Origin of the sequence: Steroidobacter sp. (assembly GCF_016790065.1) — a bacterium.
GTDB lineage: Bacteria > Pseudomonadota > Gammaproteobacteria > Steroidobacterales > Steroidobacteraceae > Steroidobacter.
Map to the genome: position 1 here is coordinate 1 of NZ_JAEUPY010000934.1, position 19368 is coordinate 19368.

The 19368-nt window shown below is 61.0% G+C and carries 17 protein-coding genes; 13 read left to right on the forward strand and 4 right to left on the reverse strand.

Annotated features, from left to right (window positions below):
* The 13 genes from JNL55_RS37035 to ygiD form a co-directional block, all read left to right on the forward strand.
* A partial coding sequence (locus tag JNL55_RS37035; protein ID WP_415923245.1) for a TOBE domain-containing protein occupies positions 1 to 1255 on the forward strand: 1255 nt, incomplete at its 5' end.
* Positions 1252 to 2337, forward strand: a complete 1086-nt coding sequence (locus JNL55_RS37040) for a sulfate ABC transporter substrate-binding protein (RefSeq protein ID WP_293867094.1) — start codon at positions 1252 to 1254, stop codon at positions 2335 to 2337. The genes JNL55_RS37035 and JNL55_RS37040, both read left to right, overlap by 4 nt.
* Positions 2334 to 3170 carry a sulfate ABC transporter permease subunit CysT gene (gene cysT / locus JNL55_RS37045; protein WP_293867097.1) on the forward strand — a complete coding sequence of 279 codons (837 nt, stop codon included), beginning with the start codon at positions 2334 to 2336 and terminating at the stop codon, positions 3168 to 3170. Before JNL55_RS37040 ends, cysT begins: the two co-directional genes overlap by 4 nt.
* The gene (cysW, locus tag JNL55_RS37050) at positions 3170 to 4030 is read left to right on the forward strand and encodes a sulfate ABC transporter permease subunit CysW (RefSeq protein ID WP_293867101.1); all 861 of its coding nucleotides are present in this window, start codon (positions 3170 to 3172) and stop codon (positions 4028 to 4030) included. Before cysT ends, cysW begins: the two co-directional genes overlap by 1 nt.
* A complete protein-coding gene (locus JNL55_RS37055; RefSeq protein WP_293867105.1) occupies positions 4027 to 6159 on the forward strand; it encodes a sensor histidine kinase in 2133 nt (710 codons plus the stop codon). Before cysW ends, JNL55_RS37055 begins: the two co-directional genes overlap by 4 nt.
* Before the next feature lie 14 nt (positions 6160 to 6173).
* On the forward strand, positions 6174 to 6848 hold the full coding sequence (locus JNL55_RS37060; protein WP_293867108.1) for a response regulator transcription factor: 675 nt from the start codon (positions 6174 to 6176) through the stop codon (positions 6846 to 6848).
* Positions 6849 to 7001: 153 nt separating this feature from the next.
* Positions 7002 to 8384: an FAD/NAD(P)-binding protein gene (locus JNL55_RS37065; protein ID WP_293867111.1), complete on the forward strand. Its 1383-nt coding sequence runs from the start codon at positions 7002 to 7004 to the stop codon at positions 8382 to 8384.
* A 3-nt stretch (positions 8385 to 8387) separates the two neighbouring features.
* Positions 8388 to 9062 (forward strand): response regulator transcription factor, encoded by a 675-nt coding sequence (locus JNL55_RS37070; RefSeq protein ID WP_293867114.1) that lies wholly within the window; start codon positions 8388 to 8390, stop codon positions 9060 to 9062.
* 270 nt (positions 9063 to 9332) lie between these two features.
* Complete coding sequence (locus JNL55_RS37075; RefSeq protein WP_293867117.1) at positions 9333 to 9512, forward strand: hypothetical protein; 180 nt, start codon at positions 9333 to 9335, stop codon at positions 9510 to 9512.
* A gap of 97 nt (positions 9513 to 9609) precedes the next feature.
* Positions 9610 to 12165, forward strand: coding sequence for a bifunctional lysylphosphatidylglycerol flippase/synthetase MprF (mprF, locus tag JNL55_RS37080; RefSeq protein WP_293867120.1), 2556 nt, complete (start codon positions 9610 to 9612; stop codon positions 12163 to 12165).
* Entirely contained in the window at positions 12162 to 13502 is a 1341-nt protein-coding gene (locus JNL55_RS37085; RefSeq protein ID WP_293867123.1) for an AcvB/VirJ family lysyl-phosphatidylglycerol hydrolase, read from the forward strand. Before mprF ends, JNL55_RS37085 begins: the two co-directional genes overlap by 4 nt.
* Positions 13503 to 13669: 167 nt before the next feature.
* Positions 13670 to 13867, forward strand: coding sequence for a hypothetical protein (locus tag JNL55_RS37090; protein ID WP_293867126.1), 198 nt, complete (start codon positions 13670 to 13672; stop codon positions 13865 to 13867).
* 89 nt (positions 13868 to 13956) lie between these two features.
* On the forward strand, positions 13957 to 14739 hold the full coding sequence (gene ygiD / locus JNL55_RS37095) for a 4,5-DOPA dioxygenase extradiol (RefSeq protein ID WP_293867129.1): 783 nt from the start codon (positions 13957 to 13959) through the stop codon (positions 14737 to 14739).
* Between the two features lie 118 nt (positions 14740 to 14857).
* Here the strand turns inward: ygiD and JNL55_RS37100 are convergent, their stop codons facing one another.
* The 4 genes from JNL55_RS37100 to JNL55_RS37115 form a co-directional block, all read right to left on the reverse strand.
* Positions 14858 to 15271, reverse strand: coding sequence for a DUF4168 domain-containing protein (locus JNL55_RS37100; RefSeq protein WP_293867132.1), 414 nt, complete (start codon positions 15269 to 15271; stop codon positions 14858 to 14860).
* A 110-nt stretch (positions 15272 to 15381) separates the two neighbouring features.
* On the reverse strand, positions 15382 to 16365 hold the full coding sequence (locus JNL55_RS37105) for a YcjF family protein (protein ID WP_293867135.1): 984 nt from the start codon (positions 16363 to 16365) through the stop codon (positions 15382 to 15384).
* A 38-nt stretch (positions 16366 to 16403) separates the two neighbouring features.
* Positions 16404 to 17324, reverse strand: coding sequence for a DMT family transporter (locus tag JNL55_RS37110; RefSeq protein WP_415923246.1), 921 nt, complete (start codon positions 17322 to 17324; stop codon positions 16404 to 16406).
* A 129-nt stretch (positions 17325 to 17453) separates the two neighbouring features.
* Positions 17454 to 19298: an ABC transporter ATP-binding protein gene (locus JNL55_RS37115; protein ID WP_293867140.1), complete on the reverse strand. Its 1845-nt coding sequence runs from the start codon at positions 19296 to 19298 to the stop codon at positions 17454 to 17456.
* Positions 19299 to 19368: the final 70 nt, after the last annotated feature.

The window sequence follows — 19368 nt, forward strand, 5'->3', positions numbered from 1 at the left end:
TGAGTTGAACATCACCACCGTGCTGGTGACCCACGACCAGGAAGAAGCGTTCGCGCTCGCCGACCGCATCGGCGTGATGAATCTGGGACGTCTATTAGAGAGTGGTAAGCCCGACGAGCTATACGCGCGACCGGCGACCCGCTTCGTTGCGACCTTCCTGGGTGCCGCGAACCTGTTGTTGGCGCGCCAGACTGAGCAGGGCATCCGCTTCGGCGCGACGCCGGTGAATGCTCGTCGCGTCGAGAAGCTCGAAGGCGGTCGCGAGCAGGAAGTGGTCGCGGTGTTGCGTCCTGAAGAAGTGGAGTTGGCGCCGACGCGAGACAACTTGCGCACCAACTTCATCGCCAACGGCATCGTCGAGGAGCTGGTGTTCACCGGCGCGCTCGAACGGATGCGTGTGCGGACGGCCGACGGCGCTGCCAACGTTCATCTCGCCGCGCCGAATGGCAATGGCAACAGCGCGCCGACGGCGTTGCTCGATGTCACTCGCACTCAGCACGAACAGCGCGCGTTCCCGGTGGTGCTCGGCCAGTCAGTAGCCATCGGTGTGCGTCGTATTCATGTGTTGCCGACGCCGCTGTCGAGCTACACCGCTTACGGCGCCGACGAGGTTTCGTGCGATCGCTTGGCTCAGCATCCGTTCCTGGTCGAACTGGCCAGTCGCATGAAGACGCGCATCATCAAGCGCAACGAAGCGCCGCTGGCGGCCTGCGATGCGCCGGCCAGCGTGCCGGTCTCCGGTGTGGCCGTGATCACCGCTGGTCAGAAGGCCGGCGAACAAGTGCAGTGGCTGTTACAGAACGGCGCCGGCGAAGTGCTGGTGTTGCCGCCGCAGACTACGCCGCCGAATCGTGTGCTGATCCACTGGGCCGACGACTCGGCACGGCGCTCGACGTTGGCGGTGGCCGCGAGCTTGCTACGTCACGTCGCAGCTGAAGCGGTGTATGTGGGCATTCTGCCCGAAGGCACCGGCGGCGAATCGCAGCGTCCGTTCGGTGTGCGTACGCTGCTCGATGTGCGTTCCGAAGCGCAAGCGGTGCATGGATTGGAAATGCGCACTGAATTGCGTTTCGGTGCCGCCGCCGAAGAACTGCAGCGCCAGCTCGGCGAATCGCAGGATCAAATGTTGATTCTAGGCGTCTCGGATCCGGCGCAGTTGCGCAAAACTTTCGGTGCTCTGTTCACCTCGGGCGTGCCCTATCCCTTGATGATCGTGTATCGCCCCAGTAAGGACAGCGGAGTAGCAGCCGAATGAGCTTCCTGAGAAAACCCCTGTTGGCGGTGTACGCGATCGCGTTGACTGCACTCGCCGGTTGCGGCAGCGACGATCACGCCGGTCGCGTGACCTTGCTCAACGTCAGCTACGACCCGACACGCGAGTTATATCGCGAGATCAACGATAGCTTCGCCAAGCAATGGGAGAAGGATCATAAGCAACAGGTGACGATCAAACAGTCGCATGCCGGCTCGGGTAGTCAGGCGCGCGCGGTGATCGACGGCCTGGATGCGGACGTGGTGACGCTGGCGCTCGCTTACGACATCGATTCGATTCAAGCCAAGGGCAAGCGGCTGGGCGCGGACTGGCAGAAGCGACTGCCGGACAACAGCTCGCCCTACACCTCGACCATCGTGTTCCTGGTGCGCAAGGGCAATCCCAAACAGATCAAGGATTGGCCGGATTTGATTCGCGACGGCGTGTCCGTCGTCACACCGAATCCGAAGACGTCGGGCGGTGCGCGTTGGAACTATCTCGCTGCGTGGGGCGCGGTGTTGCGCGCCGAGTTGGGCAGCGACTGGTCGAAGCTCGACGATCCCGCCGCCGAACAAGCCGTCGAAGCTGCTCAAAAGAAGGCCGAAGCGTATGTAACGACGCTGTACAAGCACGTGCCGGTGCTCGACAGCGGCGCGCGTGGTGCGACCAACACGTTCGTGCAACGTGAGATCGGCGACGTGCTGCTCGCTTGGGAAAACGAAGCGCTGCTGGCCATCAAGGAGCTGGGTCCGGAGAAGGTCGAGATCGTCGCGCCGAGCAGCAGCATTCTGGCCGAGCCGCCGGTGGCTGTCGTCGATACCGTGGTGGACCGCCGTGGCACGCGCCAGATCGCCGAAGCTTATTTGCAGTATCTGTATGCGGAGCCGGGCCAGGAGCTGGCCGCCAAACATTATTTCCGTCCGCGCAATGCCGCGGTCCTGGAGCGCTACAAGGATCAGTTTCCGGCGCTCGAGCTGTTCAACATCACCGCAGTGTTCGGCGGCTGGAGCAAGGCTCATGAGCAGCACTTCGCCGACGGCGCGCTGTTCGATCGTATCTATGGCGGCGGGAGCAAGCCGCAATGAGTTTTCGGCAGCCCTCCATCCTGCCGGGCTTTGGTCTGACGCTGGGCTTTTCCACGTTCTTTCTATCGGCCATCGTGCTGGTGCCGCTGGCGGCGCTGGTCATGAAGACGGCGAGCATGGGCTGGGACGATTTCATCAAGGTGCTGACCGATCCGCGCGCCGTGGCGTCGTATCGTTTGAGCTTCGGCGCCTCGATTCTGGCGGCGACCTTGAACAGCGTGTTCGGCTTCATCATCGCGTGGACCTTGGTGCGCTATGAGTTTCCCGGCCGCAAGCTGATCGACGCGTTGATCGACATGCCGTTCGCGCTGCCGACCGCAGTGTCCGGCATCGCGTTGACGGCGGTGTTTGCCGAGAACGGTTGGTTCGGCCAGTACCTGGCGCCGTTCGGCATCAAAGTCGCATACACCTGGATCGGCGTGGTGGTGGCGTTGACCTTGATCGGTCTGCCGTTCGTGGTGCGCTCGGTGCAGCCCGCCATCGCTGAAGTACAACGCGATCTGGAAGACGCGGCGGAAACGCTCGGCGCCGGTCGTTTCACGATTTTCCGTCGCATCATTCTGCCCACGGTGATGCCTGCGCTCGCCACCGGCTTTACGCTGGCGTTCGCGCGCGCGGTGGGTGAGTACGGCTCGGTGATCTTCATCGCCGGCAACTTGCCGATGCGTACCGAGATCACGCCGTTGCTGATCGTGATCAAGTTGGAACAGTTCGATTACAAAGGCGCGGCGGCGCTCGGCTTCATCATGTTGACCATGTCGTTCGTGATGTTGCTGTCCATCAACCTGTTGCAAGCCTGGGGCCGTCGGCGCGTCGTCGCCGCGGGTCGCTGATGGCAGGCGGTCCTTCCAAGGAGATGTTGGCGGAAATCGCGAGCCGGCCGGGCCGCGATACTCTGATCGCGTTGGTGTTGAAGTACGTGTTCATCGCGCTGTCGCTGGGCTTCCTGGCGGCATTGCTGTTTGCGCCGCTGGCCACGGTGTTCATCACCGCCCTGAGCAAGGGCTGGCAGATGTACTTCGAAAGCTTCAAGGACGAAGACACGCTGGCGGCGATCCGGCTCACCTTGACGGTGGCCGCCATCGTCGTGCCTATCAATACGGTGTTCGGTATCGCCGCGGCCTGGGCCATCGCCAAGTTCGAGTTTCGTGGCAAGAGCTTCCTGATCACGCTGATCGACTTGCCCATCGCAGTGTCGCCAGTGATATCGGGTCTGGTGTATGTGCTGCTGTTCGGCGCGCAGGGCTGGTTCGGCCTGTGGCTGCAAGAGAAGGACATCAGCATCATTTTCGCGGTGCCCGGCATCGTGCTCGCCACCATGTTCGTCACCTTTCCCTATGTGGCGCGCGAATTGATTCCGCTGATGCAACAGCTCGGCAATGACGAAGAAGAAGCGGCCATCACCTTGGGCGCCGGCGGCCTGATGACGTTCTTCCACGTGACCTTGCCGAAAATCCGCTGGGGCCTGGTGTACGGCGTGATCCTGTGTAACGCGCGCGCCATGGGCGAGTTCGGCGCCGTGTCGGTGGTGTCCGGCCATGTCCGCGGCCTGACCACGACCATGCCGTTGCACGTGGAAATCCTTTATAACGAATACAACTTCGTCGGTGCCTTCGCGGTGGCGTCACTGTTGACGCTGCTGGCCGTGCTGACGCTGATCATCAAATCCTTAGTGGAGATGAAGAGGAAGTGATCGATCGCTTCTTCTCATACATGATCGACCGCATTCAGCAGTTCATCGATGGCCTGCAGATCGATACCTCGCGCGCCAGTCTCGGGGTGTGGATCGCTGCCATCAACGTCGCCATCGTGCTGCTGCTGGTCGGCGGCATATCCATTTCCGCCATTGGCTCGTTACGAGATCTGGCCGATCAGCAAGGCAAGTCACGGGTGCAGCTGGCCGGCGCGATGGCTCGCGAAGACATCCGGCGTTACAGCGAAGACGCACTGACTCACGTCAAAGGTGTGGCTGAACGCCAAACGTTTCAACGGCTGCTGGCGGATCGGCGTGCTTCGACCGTCGGGCCGTATCTGCGACGTTCCTGCAACTCGGACGCCATTGCTTCGTGCGCCGTATTCGAAGGCGGTGCGCTGGTCGCTCAAGCCGGCGTGGAATTGCCTTGGGAGTTGATCGCGACGTCGGCTGCCGAGCAGGGCGAACGTTTCATGGCTGTGCCGGTCGGCTCGCAGTACGCGCTGCTCGGCGCATCGGCACAAGTCGGTGGCGCGACTGAGCGTCGGTTGTACGTCGCTCGTTTGTTGGATCCGCGGATGGCGCAGATCCTGAGCGAGCGCGTCGGTACTCAGATCCAGCTGATCAACTATCGGTTGTTCATCGAGGATCGCAAGGTCGATGACTTCACGCGGTTGCATTCGGCCGGTTTGTCCGATGGTCGCTCGGCAGTGGCGCGGCTCGACGAACTCGATTTGTACGCCGCGAGTTTCCCGATCTTCGCAGTCTCCGGCGAAGCCATCGCATTTCTCGAAGCTCGTTTGCCGTCGTCAGATATCGATGCGTCGGTGGGCGGTTTGGCGAAACGGTTGCTGGTGACGGCCATCATTCTGGCCGCGCTGGCGGTGTTGGCCGGCATCATTCTCGGCCGGCAGGTGACCGGTCCGGTCGCCACCTTGACCGATGCGGTGGAAAAACTCGGCCACGGCGACTTCTCGACGTCCATTCCATTCGGCGGCACCAAAGAAGTCGGCAAGCTCAGCCGCACCATCGAAGACATGCGCAACAACCTGGTCGAGCTGACCGGTACGTTGCGGCGTCGTGAAGCCGAAGCGCAGGCGGTGCTCACCGGCATCGTCGAAGGCGTCTACGCGGTCGATAAGTCACGAGTGATTCGTTACTTGAATCCGCAGGCCGCGCAGTTGCTCGGTGTGCAGGCTCATGAAGCCATCGGCCGCTTCTGCGGCGACGTGTTGAAGCCGTGCCGCGATACCAATGGTGTGCGTCCGTGCGAGACCAATTGCCCGATTCTGCGTGCACGCTTCGAAGGTAGCTCGCAGGTTACCGAACGTTTGCAGCTGACCGAAGGTCCGCCGCGCATCACCATCATCACCAGCTCCAGTCCGGTGGACGATCTGCAGGTGCAGGTCATTCGCGACGAGACCGAGTTGGAAGGTGTGCGCCGGGCGCGCGACTCGGTGCTGGTCAACATCTCGCACGAGTTCCGTACGCCGCTGGCCGCTCAGCTCGCTTCCATCGAGCTGCTGCGCGACGGTTTCGACAACATGAGCGTCGACCAGCAGAAGGAATTGGTGCTGTCGTTGGAGCGCGGCTCAGTGCGGTTGCAACGGCTCATCGATAATTTGCTGGAGAGCGTGCGCATCGAATCGGGCCAGCTGAGCATTCGTCATCAAGCGGTGGCGTTGGCCGAGGTCGTCGAAGATGCCGAAGCCTTGGTCGGTGCCTTGTTGACACAACGGCGCCAGCGTCTGGAAGTGGACCTGCCCGAAGATTTGCCCAATGTGGACGGTGACGGGCCGCGGTTGAATCAGGTCTTCGTCAACTTGCTGGCCAACGCGAGCAAGTTCGCACCGGAGGACAGCGTGGTGCGGATCGGTGCCGAACAAACCGGCGAGTTCGTCACCAGCTGGGTGGAAGATGAAGGTCCGGGCGTGCCCGAGATCGACAGCAATTCCATCTTCGATCGCTTCTATCGCAGCGGCGGCCAGGAACCTGAGCCGGGCGGGCTGGGTCTAGGATTGTGGATCGTGAAATCCATCGTTGAGCGGCACGGCGGTAGTATTGCCGCACGACGCACTGCCGAGGGACGTACCCGTTTCGAAGTAAAATTGCGCCAAACTGCCGAATGATTGCTGAGTAACCCATGAAGATACTATCCGCGGACGATGACAAGGACTTGCTGGCGTTGATCGCCTTCACGCTGTCGCAGGCGGGCTATCTGGTGGTCAAAGCCAGCGATGGCACCCAGGCGCTCAAAGCCTTCGAAAGCGAGGGGCCGGATCTGGTCATCCTCGACATCAACATGCCTGGCGCGACCGGCTTTCAGGTGTGCGAACAAATTCGCACCAAGTCGCGCGTGCCGGTGATGATGTTGACGGTGCGAGGCGAAGAGGAAGATCTGGTGCGCGCCCTCGAACTGGGTGCCGACGATTATCTGAGCAAGCCGTTCAGCCCGCGCACGTTGCTTGCTCGCGTCAAAGCATTGCTACGCCGAGCCGGCATGGAAAACGCTGCGCCGCTGGCGGCCGGGCGCATTCGGCTCGATGTCGACGAGCACACCGTGCAGGTCGGTACCGGCGAGCCGTTGCGGCTCACCAAGCTCGAGCTGCGCTTGTTACAAATGTTGATTGCCAACGCCGGTCACACGGTCAGCTCCGACCGGTTGCTGATGCAGGTGTGGGGTCACAAGGGTTCGGGCGATCGTCAGCTGCTCAAACAGCTGGTGCATCGACTGCGCCAGAAGATCGAAATCGATCCAGCCGTGCCGCAGATGTTACAAACGGCGCCGGGCGCGGGATACAAACTCGTCGTCGAGTAATGCCCAAAACACCGGTGGCCGCTGTGGTTATAAACCGGTTGTATTGTCGTCGTATTTCCTGTGCCATTTCGTGACTGTCACGTTACAGACTTGATACCGCCGCTCGCCTAGGCTGTCGCTCCTCTTGCTTTTGGGAGCGGCGGTTTGGCGGGATTGCTTCGAACCATAGTCATTGTCGGCGGCGGCTTCAGCGGCACCGTGGTGGCCGCCAATCTGCTGCGACGTCCGCCTCCCGGACCGACTCGCCTGGTGTTGATCGAACGCGCCGACGAGGTGGCGCGTGGCGCCGCTTATGCCGAGCGCAGCTTTCCCTATTTGCTGAACGTTCCGGCCAGCCGTATGTCGGCGACTTCGACTGCGCCCAAGCAGTTTTTGGAGTTCGCGCAGCGTCGCATTCCCAAGGCTACCGGCGAGGACTTCCTGCCTCGCACGCTGTACGGCGAATATTTGAATGAGCTGTTGCTGGCCGCGCAGCTGAGTGCACCCAACAACATCCGTCTCGAGATCGTCAAAGGTACGGTCACTGGCGTGCGTCGGATCGAGCGTCATCTGCCGTTGCAGGTGGAGCTGGAAAGCGGTCGTCGCTTCACCGCCGACGATGTGGTGCTGGCGCTGGGCAATCCCAAACCGGCGTCGTTACCGGCCGCGAAAAGCGTTCTGGATCATCCGGCTTACGTGGGCGACCCGTGGGCCATCGATCTGAAGTTCAATCGTAATCAAACCGTGCTGTTGATCGGCACCAGTCTAACGTCGGCCGACGTCGTCAATGTCGCCGCTTCGGATCTGCAGCGAGCGCCGAACATCCATGCGTTGTCACGTCATGGTCTGGTGCCGCCGAGACAAACACCGTTTCGTCCCGATGCATTCAAAGGCGACGGCAATGCGTTGCTGCTGGCTGCCTCGGCTTCGTTGCGTCGGCTAGTCAGCTCGGTGCGTTTGCTTGCCAATGAAGCTGAGCAGATGGGCGGCGATTGGCGCGAGGCAATCACGTTCGTTCGTAACATGGCGCCGACCATTTGGCAGCGCCTGCCTGAGCGCGATCGCGTGCGCTTCCTGCGTCACGTGCGTGCGCATTGGGATATCTATCGTCATCGCTTGCCGCCCGAACTGATCCAGAAGTTCGACGCGCTCAAGAGTGCGCAGCGGCTGACGATTCACGCCGGCCACATCAAAGAATTCATCCCGCGCGACGACCGCATCGAAGTGATCTGGCGCCCGCGTGGCACCGATCGCACGCGTGCCCAGCAGTTCGATCGAGTCATCAATTGCATCGGTCCCGACTACGCCATCGCGCGTTCCACCGAGCCGCTGTGGCGCAACCTCACCCAATGCGGACTGTGTGTCCCCGACAAGTTGGGACTGGGTTTACGCACCGGGCCGCACGGCGCCGTCATCGACGCCGATGGTTGGCCGGGGCCGCATTTGTTTTATGTCGGGCCGATGTTGCGAGCCGATCATTGGGAAGCAACCGCGGCTCATGAATTACGTGGCCATGCAGAAAAGCTGGCTGCCCTATTGGCTACGGAGCGGCGTTGAGCCATGAGAATCCTGGTCGCGGATGACGATGCTGATTTGCGGGCGCTGATCGGCTTTACGCTGATGCAAGCGGGGTTCGACATTTGTACCGCCATCGATGGCGAGAGCGCCTTGCAGGCGTTCCAGCGCGATTCGCCGGACCTGGTGTTGTTGGATATCAACATGCCGGAGCCGAATGGTTTGCGAGTCTGCCGTGAGATTCGCGGCCGTTCGCCGGTGCCCATCATGATGCTCACCGTGCGCGACGTGGAAGAAGATCTGATCGAAGCGTTCGATTCAGGCGCCGATGATTACGTCCACAAGCCTTTCAGCCCACGTGCTTTGCTGGCGCGGGTGCGAGCGTTGATTCGCCGTTCGGAGCCGTTCGATTCCGGCCCGGTGACTGCCGGTAAATTACGCTTGGACCCGGAGCAGCGAACTCTACAGTTCGGCGCGGCGGCACCGATTCGACTGACGCCGTTGGAATTGAAAGCGATGCAGTTGCTGATGATCACGCCAGGTCGTACAGTCACTGCAGAAAAATTATTACTGCATCTGTGGGGCCGAGCGACGGCACGCGAACGGCGCACGCTCAAACAGCTCATTTATCGATTGCGTCACAAAATCGAAACCGACGCATCGGCACCCGAAGTGCTGCAAACCACGCCGGGCGCAGGCTACAAGCTGGTGGCCGACTAAGATCGTGTCGCTATCTGCACATGCTTGATAACCGGAGATTGAGCTCAAACGCAGGCTAGCTAACCGTCGTATCACCGAGGCTCGACTGATCCCATGACCCTCGCCCGGTACATTAGCAACCAGCGATGTAGCGACTGACCAGGTTGCGCATCGCAGGCTGCAAGCCGCTTCTCCCCCTGGGCAAGCAGTCAAGTTAGCCCTCTCGTCGACGACCCTCACCGGCGACGAGGGGGACCTTTTCTCCTCGTCGCGGTTCGGTGGAGGTGAGCGATGTTGCAGTCGTGGTTGCACTGGCGGGCCGGCGTGGTCGCAGTGATTCGTTTCGACTTTCGCGATGTTCTACAGGATGTGAAGGACGCCGATATCGATTGGGACGCCTGGCGTCCGTTGTATGAAGAAGGCCGCACCCCCCAAGCGGCCGTGGATCGCGCCTTTCTGCGAGACCTGTAAACAGGCCGTCCGGCCAGTCGTGTCAATAACGTAATGTTCTGGTACCGGCCACGCGGCAAAATGCCGGGCTTCAGGGTCGAACAGGAACCGACGCACAGTGGCCGAAGCGGCAGGCGGGGGCTGGGCAAGATGGCGCATCTGGTTGATCGCGGCGGGTGCCGGTCTGATCAGCCTGCTGCTGTTCGATGCTTTTCGTGTATTGCTTGCAGAAGTCCGGTTCTCCGAAGTCATGCGACAGATGGAAGCCGAGCCGTTGCAAGACTTGCTACTGGCCCTGCTGGCCACCGCGCTCAGTTATCTGATCCTCACCGGCTACGACCTCTCGGCGATGAAGTACGCCGAGGTGCGGATCAAGCGCTCCACCGTTCTGCTGACCTCATTCATCGCCTACGCGCTGGGTAATACCGTCGGTCTGGGAGTGCTGACCGGCGGCGCCGTGCGTATGCGCCTGTATACGGCGGCCGGCATCGACGCCAACAAGGTCGCGCAAGTCATCGCATTCAACGCCAGCGCGTTCACCTTCGGCACGGCGGCCTTCGGCGCGGCCGGCTTGTTGTGGGGCGCTGAAGGAGTCGCTCAGCTTGCACACATGCCGGCCTGGCTGTTGCGAGTGATAGCGGGGGCGGTGCTATTGGCGGTGATCGCCTTCATTGCACTTTCTGCACGCCGTCGCGAAGTCATGGTCGCGTGGCGTTGGAAGGTGCGCTTACCGCCGGCCAAGCTGGCTGTGCAACAGCTGGTGATTTCGGCGCTCGATCTGCTCGCTTCGGCCGCTGCGCTGTGGTTTCTGCTGCCCGAAGGTGCGGTCGATCCAGCTGCTTTCATGGCGTGGTATTCGATTGCGCTGGTGCTGGGCATTCTGAGTCACGTGCCCGGCGGCTTGGGCGTCTTCGAAGCGGTGATTCTGCTTGCATGCGGCGACCGGGCGCCGGTGGAGCATGTGGTCAGCGCTCTGGTGCTCTATCGCGTCGTCTACTATTTGTTGCCGCTGGTAGTCGCGGCCATCTTGCTCGCGGCTTATGAAGTGCGTTCGGGCATCGCTGCTCCCATCGGGCGCGCCGCGGTTCGCCTGTCTCCGATGCTGTTGGCGACGATGACGTTCATCGCGGGTGGCTGGCTGCTCGTGTCGGGTGTGACGCCGGCGTCTGCACAGGCCACCGACATGCTGGCGTTGCAAGTGCCGTTGACGTTGGTCGAAGCGTCGCACTTTCTCGGTAGCGTCACTGGCTTCGCGATGATCGTGATTGCTCGTGGCTTGTTACATCGTCTCGATGCCGCTTGGTGGTCCGCGTTCGTATTGGCATTGATTGCGGCGGTGCTCGCCATGCCCAAAGGGTTCGCGCTGATTCAGGCGTGCTATCTGATCTTGCTGGCGATTCTGTTGTATCTGTCGCGCGCTCAATTCGATCGACGCTCGGCGCTGTTTTCCAATCCGCTGCGGGGGGTGTGGTTGATCTCCGTGGTGTGGATGGTGGCAGCCACGGTGTTTCTATTGTTCTTCGTCTACCGCAGCGTCGATTACACCAATGAGTTGTGGTGGCAGTTCGAGTTCAACGCCAATGCGCCGCGCTCGTTGCGAGCCATGGTCGGCGTCGTGGTCGCGGGATTCGGCATCGCGCTTTGGCAGCTGTTGCGACCGTCGCCGGGTGAGCCGGACCTGCCGCCGCCCGAAGAGCTGGATAAGGCCAGCAGCATCGTGCGAGTGCAATCGTCGGCGGAAGCCAACCTCGCATTGATGGGCGATAAGCATTTGCTGTTCTCGACCCAGGGCAACGCTTTCATCATGTATGGCCGGCAAGGGCGTTCCTGGATCTCGTTGTTCGATCCAGTGGGGCGGGCGGCGGAATGGCCCGAGTTGATCTGGCGCTTCATCGAACTGGCGACCGATCACGGTGGCCGGCCGACTTTCTATCAAGTGCGCGGCGAATCGTTGCCGCTGTATCTCGACGCGGGCCTGCGAGCGTTCAAGCTCGGCGAGTACGCGTACGTGCAGCTACAAGAGTTCACGATCAAGGGGTCGAAGCGCTCGCATTTGCGACAGGCCATCAATCGCGGTGAGCGCGATGGGCTGGAGTTTTTTATCGCGCAGCCTGATGAAGTGGCGGCACTGCTGCCTGAATTGCGCGTCGTCTCGGATGCTTGGTTGGAAGGACAGGACACACGCGAGAAGGGCTTCTCGCTCGGCACGTTTCATCCGCCGTATGTGGTCAGGCAGCCGTTTGCGTTGGTGCGTCAGCATGGGCAGTTGGTCGCGTTCGCCAACCTGCTGACCACGCAAGTGAAGAACGAGGCCAGCATCGACCTGATGCGACAGCAGCCGTTGGCACCGGCCGGCACCATGGACTTCCTGTTCACCAAGCTCATGCTGCATTTCCAGGCCGAGGGTTATCAGCGCTTCGGCTTGGGCATGGCGCCCATGTCGGGCATGGCCAGTCATGAGTTGGCGCCGCGCTGGCACCGCTTCGGGCGCTTGCTGTTCGATCACGGCGAAACGTTCTATAACTTCCGCGGCTTGCGCGGTTTCAAAGACAAGTTCGATCCAGTGTGGGAACCTCGCTACCTGGTTGCGGGCGGCGGGCTGACGCCGCTGCTCACATTGGCGGACGTCGCTGCGCTGATCGGCGGCGGCTTGCGAGGAATCATCGCGAAATGAGGTTGTATCGCTGCTGGTATGTGGTGCTGCTGGTGGTGTTCGGGCCGGACGCGCTGGCGGAAACGCTTTCGCATGGTCGCTTCGACAAGATCGCTGTGTATCGGCCGCAAGGCGAACCGCGACAGACTGTCTTGTTCTTCTCCGGCGAGCGCGGCTGGTCCACTGAGTTGGAGCCCATCGCTCAATCGCTCGCGCGCCAGGGTGCGTTGGTCGCCGGCATCGACGCGCCGGCATTCTTTCGTAATCTGGAGAAAGACGGTGGCAACTGTGTTTCGCCCGATGGCGACTTGGAGAATCTAAGCCACTTCTTGCAAGCCTACTATCGACTGCCAACTTATCGACCGGCTTTGCTGATCGGTGAGCGCACCGGCGCGGAGTTCGTGCATGCGATGTTGGCGCAGGCGCCGGCCGGCACGTTCGGCGGTGGCATCTCGTTGGGCTTCTGTCCGATGCGCAATTTGAAGAAGCCATTGTGTCCGTCGAGCAAAGCGGCGACGGCTCCGCCACTCAGTGCGCCCTGGATGGTCTTGCAGGGAGTCAACGATCGTCAGTGCCGGGATGCGGCCAAAGGATTTTTGGCCAAGGTGAAGCAAGCCGAAATCGTCGCGGTCGCGGGTGACGACTATGGCGACGGCGACTTCCACACTTGGGAACCGCAATTCGCAGCTGCCTTTCAACGCCTGGCAGCGCGTACTCGCGGACTGCCGCCAGTGAATGCCGCCGAGTTGAAGGACCTGCCCATCGTCGAAGTGCCAGCCACGGGCAAGAGCGACGACACGCTCGCGGTCCTGATTTCCGGCGATGGTGGTTGGGCCGGCATCGATAAAGAATTGGCAGCCGCGTTGTCCAAGCAAGGCATGCCGGTGGTCGGCCTGGATTCGTTGCGCTACTTCTGGAAAGCACGCACGCCCGAGAGCACGGCTGCTGACGTGGATCGACTGTTACGCCACTACATGAGCGCGTGGAAAAAACAGTCGGTGTTGTTGATCGGCTTTTCGCAAGGCGCCGACGTGATGCCGTTCGTGGTGAATCGCTTGCCGGCCGCGACGCGCGAGCGCTTGCGCCTGGTGGGTCTGCTGTCGCTGTCGCAGACCGCGGTCTTCGAGTTCCATTTACAGAACTGGCTGGGCGCAGACAAAGGCGCAATTCCGGTCGCGCCGGAGCTTTTGAGAATGAAAGGCGTTCGCGGTCTGTGTGTGTATGGTGCCGATGAAACAGATTCGCTGTGCGCACAGCCGGCCGCCAAAGCGTTGCAAGTAGTGAAACTTAGTGGCGGTCATCATTTCGATGGCAACTATGCCAACCTCGCCTCGTTGCTCTTGAGCCACATGCACTAAACGGTGCCAGGTGGAGACGCGCAATCGGCTTGCGGTACGCTCGGTCGGCAGTCCCCGGTGACCCTCCTAGAGACCAAGGGTGACGGGAACTGCAGACACCCTGAAGCGTTACTTGGCGCGCGGGCGCACAGCGGCGCCTGACCGGATGAGTCCGGGGAGCGAAGACGATGAACAACAACGCGGACACGACCACTTGGTACGAATGGCAAGGGGCCGTGGTGAACTTGATCAGGACCGATCTCAGCGAAGTGCTGACTGAAGTCGGCGAGCAAGACGTAGATTGGGACGCGTGGCGCCCGCTCTACGAACAAGGTTTGTCGCCGCGAGAAGCGGTGGCTGATGCGTTCCTGCTGTTACCGTCGTAACAGCCGTCATAACACTTATGCTCGGCGGCCCATGGTAACTGGGCACGCTGGGTCCAATACTTCCAGCTCTGTCACTGCGGAGCTGTAGAGTGAGTGCAACCCCACGTCTGCCGGCGATCTTTTTCGGGCATGGCAATCCCATGAACGCGCTGGCCGACAATGTATACACGCGAGCCTGGCGGCAGACCTGCGCCGCTTTGCCCAAGCCGCGAGCCGTGCTGTGTGTGTCGGCGCATTGGTATGTGCCGTATACAGCAGTCACCGCCATGCCGAAGCCGAAAACCATTCACGACTTCGGTGGCTTTCCACGCGAGCTTTTCGAATACCAGTATCCCGCGCCGGGCAGTCCCGACGTTGCGGTTGAAGTTCGCGAGCTGCTCGGTCCGCAAGTGCGCTTGGACGATGTGTGGGGCCTGGATCACGGCGCCTGGGGTGTGCTGTGTCACTCGTATCCTGATGCCGATGTGCCGGTCATTCAATTGAGCATCGACGAGACGCTCACCGCTCAACAGCACTACGAACTTGGCGGCAAGCTGGCAGCGTTACGGGATCGCGGCATCCTGATCGTCGGCAGCGGCAACATCGTTCACAACCTGCATGCCTATGGCTGGGGACGACGAGTGGTCGAGCCGTATGACTGGGCCGTTCGCTTCGAGCAGCAAGTGCGTGCGTCGCTGCTGGCGGGTGATCATCAGCCGCTGATCGACTACGAACAGTTGGGGAAGGATGCGGCGCTCTCTGCGCCGACGCCTGAGCACTACTTGCCGTTGCTCTACGTTCTGGGTGCGCGCTTGCCGGGCGACACCGTCAGCTTCCCGGTGGATGGCGTCGACGGCGGTTCGATCTCGATGCTGTCAGTGCAGCTTTCTTGAGATCCAGATAAAGAGACAGCCCGATGTGTTGATCCACATCGGGCTGTCGGTGTGCAAGAAAGCCGAGCTCTCCACTTGCGTCAATGTAGATGGAGAACCGCGCATGCCGGGTGACGGATTAGCCGCCGCCCTGACGTTCCTGCAACTTCGCAGCGACGCGCTCGCGCACGTCCGCATTAGCCGTCATCGTCTCGACGATTTGATTGAACTCGTCGACCTTCAAACCGGACTTTTCCACCGCTGCGATCATCTGCGACTCTGCAGTGGCCTTCACTTGATCCGCTTGCGCAGGATCTTTGGCGGTCTGCAGCTGCGAAGCGGCCTTTTCCTGGATGGTCTGGACCGCGACATACGCATCGGCGAATTGCTCGATCTTCTGATCGCTTATGTTCGCGGCCGGAGCAGAACTGGTTTCAGGCGCTTCAGTGGCCTGAGGGGTGGGTTCTTCTTGCACCTGGGCCCATGCCGCAGAGGCCATGCAGGTGCTGGCTGCGAACAGCGCGGAGTAGAGCAGGTTGGTACGTAAACTCATGGAGGGTCTCCTCGTCTTGCGGCAATCACTGGATTTTGAATACCGCTGGCGCCGACGAGGTTCCCCTCACCTGTATTTTTTGAAAATCGCTGTCGTCAGCTGCCGACGTGTCAGGCGTTCTTGACCATCGACAGCACTTGACCCGCATCCAATGTATTGGCCTTGTGCTGGATCTCTGACGAGTATTGACCTTGAATTTGTTTCGCTTGGCCGAGTAACGACTGATACGTCTGTTGGATCAGCGCCGTATTCATTTGCCGGCCGCCGGCGTAATAACGTTTCGCGAGTTGACCGAGCGCGTATGTCGTTGCAAAGGAAAGCGCTGCGCCTGCAGTTGCACGACCGAGACCGCGGCCGAGTCCGCCGGCAACACTGCCAAGCAAACCGCCGAGCAGCTTGCGACCGAACTGTTCGACGTACTGCGACGTGAGGCCGACACCAGCGGTCGCCAGAAACTCACGGATGTGACCTTTGTCGAGCTGCACTCCGTAAGCTTGACCGATGCGATACACGAGCTTGATCTGCAGCGGAATGATGGCCATGGTCGCGAGCGACTGTGGCAACAACTCGATGGCGCCGTTGACGATGGAGTGATTCAGAATGTACTTGTCGAGTTCGGCGTCCGACATGGTCGCTTGTCTCACAGCGCCGCCGGCCGGTTGCGCGGTGGACGTCGCTGCTGCTGCGGGCACAGCGACCGGTACATTGGGCAGCGGCGCATCTGCAAGCGCAGCGGCTTCATTGTCTACGGCTTGGGCTTGTTGAGCGTCGAGGCTGAGCGCGACTCGCAGCTCTTGCAGAAACTTCTGTTCGGCCGGGCTGGCGACTGCATCGGCATCGCAAACACAGACGGCCATTTCATACGCAAGCTGTCGATGCGTTGGATCGCTGAGCGCAGTGGCGGCCTGCGATACGTTGACTCGTTTGAGCAGCACGCTCTGATAGAGCTGAGCCAGTTGCGGCGCGCCGGCTTCGCCGGCCAAAGAGTCGGCGATGCGTTTGATCTCTTCGCGCTCGCGGTCGTCCTTGGCGCCGTCGGCGAATGCAGCGAGCAAGGCAATGGTCAGGACGGCTTCTTGTTCGCGGGCATTCATCGAGCTCACCTATTCGTCGGTTGCGTTGCTGGGCTCCTTCACGGCTTAGGTGCAGGAGCGCGTTGTTGACTCAAAGCCACGCCGCCCAGAATCAAGGCACCGGCGCTGGCCATACTGATGGTCAGGGGTTCGTTCAAGAACACCCAAGCCCAGATTACGCCGAACAATGGCACCAGATAAGTGACCGTCGACGCCCGGGGCGCACCGATGCGATACAGCAGCCTGTAATAAAGGAAATACGCCAGGCCCGTGCACAGTGCTCCTAGCATGACCGCGGAAAGCCAAGAAAGTGCCGGAATCGGGGTGCTCGGCCAGGTTGCGATCGCTAGCGGCGCGACCACCAGCGATGCGCACAACACCGTGCCGGCCGCAACGGCGCTGGGCGGCAGATCCGGAAAATAGCGCTTACTGAAATTACCGCCGAAGGCATACAGGATCGAGGCGCACACGCCGGCCATCGCTGCCGGCAACACGCTGCCACCCGAAGTCTTGCCGCTCGCCAGGACTGCGACGCCGACGAAGCCCAGCAGCAAGCCGAGCGCGCTGCGCTTGCTGATCTTCTCGCCGAACACCAAGAACGCGACGATGCTGGTGAACATCACCACGGTGGCATTGCTGATCGCCACTACACCGGCCGGTGCACGCTGAGCCGCCCAGGCGAACAGTGCGAACGGCGCGGCCGAGTTGATGATGCCGATGCCCAGGAAGCGCAGCCAGTGCGAGCGTGTCAGCCGATCTTTCACTCGAAACAGAAATGGCAGCAGGATCAGCGCACCTAACGCCAGTCGCACTTCGACCAAGGCGAACGCGCCGAAGTCCTTGGCGGCGATGCGCATGAACAAGAACGAACTGCCCCATACCGCGCCGAGCAACAACAGCTCGGCGGGTGTCAGCCAGGCATTGGCAACGGGAGCCGCTACGGTCGCAGACCGCATTGAAGTCGATTCAGAGCTGGACATGAGGAGTGAATAACATTTGCTACTGGTGCTGTCACGGTGTTTGCCCGATATCGGCCCGTACTGTGCCGGTGAAACAACTTTATTTGATCCCACCCGGCGCATCGATAAGCACGAGCTAACGATAACTCTTTATCGATACCCTCGTGCCTGTAACGAAAACAGCCGCGAGTAGTGCCCGTCCAATGCCATCAGTGCTTCGTGGCCGCCGCGCTCCACGACTCGCCCGTTTTCTATCACCACGATCTGATCGGCCATGCGCACCGTGGAAAAGCGATGTGAGATCAGGATCGCGATGCGACCGTGGGTCAGCGTGCGGAAATGTTCGAAGATGCTGGCTTCGGCACTTGCATCCATCGCCGAGGTCGGCTCGTCGAGCACCAGGATGTCAGCCCGCGAGCGCATGAAGGCGCGTGACAGTGCGATCTTCTGCCACTGCCCGCCGGACAGCTCGCGACCGTCGTTGAACCACTTGCCCAGCGGCGTGCGATAGCCTTCCGGCAATGTTTCCACGATGGCGGCGGCCATGCCTTTCTCGCCGGCTTCGCGCCAACGTGTTTCGTCCTCGAAATGCTGGACGTCGCCGGCGCCGATGTTTTCGCCGAGCGACAGCTGGTAGCGCGTGAAGTCCTGGAAGATGACGCCGATACGATCGCGCAGCGTCGACTCGTCCCATTCGCGGAGATCCTGGCCGTCGAGCAGGATGCGGCCCGAGGTCGGCGTATACAAACGAGTCAGCAGCTTGATCATCGTGGTCTTGCCCGAGCCATTCTCGCCGACCAGCGCCAACGACTCGCCCGGGCGAACGTGCAAGTCGATGTCGATCAAGGTCGGTTGCTCGGCGCCCGGATAGGTGAAGCTCACCTTCTCGAACCGCACGCCGTCGTCGGGCTTCGGGCCGCGCACCGCTGTGCCAGTGTTGCCGTTGACGGGCGTTTCCAAATAATCGTACAGCGTCGACAGATACAAATTGTCTTCATACATGCCGCCGACCGCCGACAGGATCGCCGACACGGCCGACTGTCCCTGACGAAACAACATCAGGTACATGGTCATCTGACCGAGCGTGATACGAGTCGCGATGGCGGAGAGCGCGATCCATGCATACGCGCCGTACAGCGTCGCCGTGGCAATCAGGCCGAGGAAAAATCCCCAGGTGTCGCGACGAATGGTGAGATTGCGATCTTCGCGATACAGCTTGCCGAAAATGTTTCGATAGCGTTTCAAGAACAGCGAGCCGAGCCCGAATAGCTTTATTTCTTTCGCATGGTCTTCACGGGCCAGCACCGTTTCCAGATAGTGCTGCATGCGCGTTTCCGGCGACCGCCACAGGAACAGGCGGAACTTGTCGCCAGAGAACTTGGCTTCGGCCAGGAACGCAGGCAGACCGGCCAGAATCAATAACGCGACTGCCCACGGTGAGAAGTGCAATAACAACGAACCGAAGCTCAACAACGAGATTCCGTTCTGTAACAAGCCGAAGGTCCGCGTCACCAGCGACAGCGGTCGACTGGATGCTTCACGGCGTGCGCGGGTGAGCTTGTCGTAGAACTCGGAGTTCTCGAAGTGCGACAGCTCCAACGTCAGCGCTTTTTCCAGGATCATGACGTTGACCCGGTTTCCCAGCTGCGCGCGCAACAGCGACTGACATAAGTTGAGGCCGCGTTGCGCACCAGCAATTGCAGCGACCAAACCGCCTTCGGCAGCAACCAGCAGTAAAGCGTGATCGGTCAGCGCCTCGCGAGCACTCGCTGAACCCTGAATGGCGGCGACCACAGCATCGACGATGAGTGCGCCGACGTAAGCGACCGCTGCCGGTAAAGCACCGGCGATCAACGTCAACAACGCGAAGGCAATGGTGAGCGAACGGCTGGTGGTCCACACCAACTCGAGCGCGCGAGTGCTGTAAGCAAAGACTCCGGCGAAGCCACGGGCCAATTCAGGTTTTGTAGTAGCGGTACTTCGCACTTTGCTCATGAACGTCTTGGCAGCGATTGCTTTGTGTTCTGGGGCGGCACAGAATCCGCCGCATCCTAATCAGCGAGAT

Bases quoted from the DNA above. Each gene is read 5' to 3' on its own strand.
- JNL55_RS37105 (WP_293867135.1), bottom strand. From the start codon at position 16,365: ATGAATGCCCGCGAACAAGAAGCCGTCCTGACCATTGCCTTGCTCGCT.
- JNL55_RS37090 (WP_293867126.1), top strand. From the start codon at position 13,670: ATGAACAACAACGCGGACACGACCACTTGGTACGAATGGCAAGGGGCC.
- JNL55_RS37100 (WP_293867132.1), bottom strand. From the start codon at position 15,271: ATGAGTTTACGTACCAACCTGCTCTACTCCGCGCTGTTCGCAGCCAGC.
- JNL55_RS37060 (WP_293867108.1), top strand. From the start codon at position 6,174: ATGAAGATACTATCCGCGGACGATGACAAGGACTTGCTGGCGTTGATC.
- JNL55_RS37115 (WP_293867140.1), bottom strand. From the start codon at position 19,298: ATGAGCAAAGTGCGAAGTACCGCTACTACAAAACCTGAATTGGCCCGT.
- JNL55_RS37110 (WP_415923246.1), bottom strand. From the start codon at position 17,324: ATGTCCAGCTCTGAATCGACTTCAATGCGGTCTGCGACCGTAGCGGCT.
- JNL55_RS37075 (WP_293867117.1), top strand. From the start codon at position 9,333: ATGTTGCAGTCGTGGTTGCACTGGCGGGCCGGCGTGGTCGCAGTGATT.
- JNL55_RS37070 (WP_293867114.1), top strand. From the start codon at position 8,388: ATGAGAATCCTGGTCGCGGATGACGATGCTGATTTGCGGGCGCTGATC.
- JNL55_RS37085 (WP_293867123.1), top strand. From the start codon at position 12,162: ATGAGGTTGTATCGCTGCTGGTATGTGGTGCTGCTGGTGGTGTTCGGG.
- cysW (WP_293867101.1), top strand. From the start codon at position 3,170: ATGGCAGGCGGTCCTTCCAAGGAGATGTTGGCGGAAATCGCGAGCCGG.
- JNL55_RS37040 (WP_293867094.1), top strand. From the start codon at position 1,252: ATGAGCTTCCTGAGAAAACCCCTGTTGGCGGTGTACGCGATCGCGTTG.
- cysT (WP_293867097.1), top strand. From the start codon at position 2,334: ATGAGTTTTCGGCAGCCCTCCATCCTGCCGGGCTTTGGTCTGACGCTG.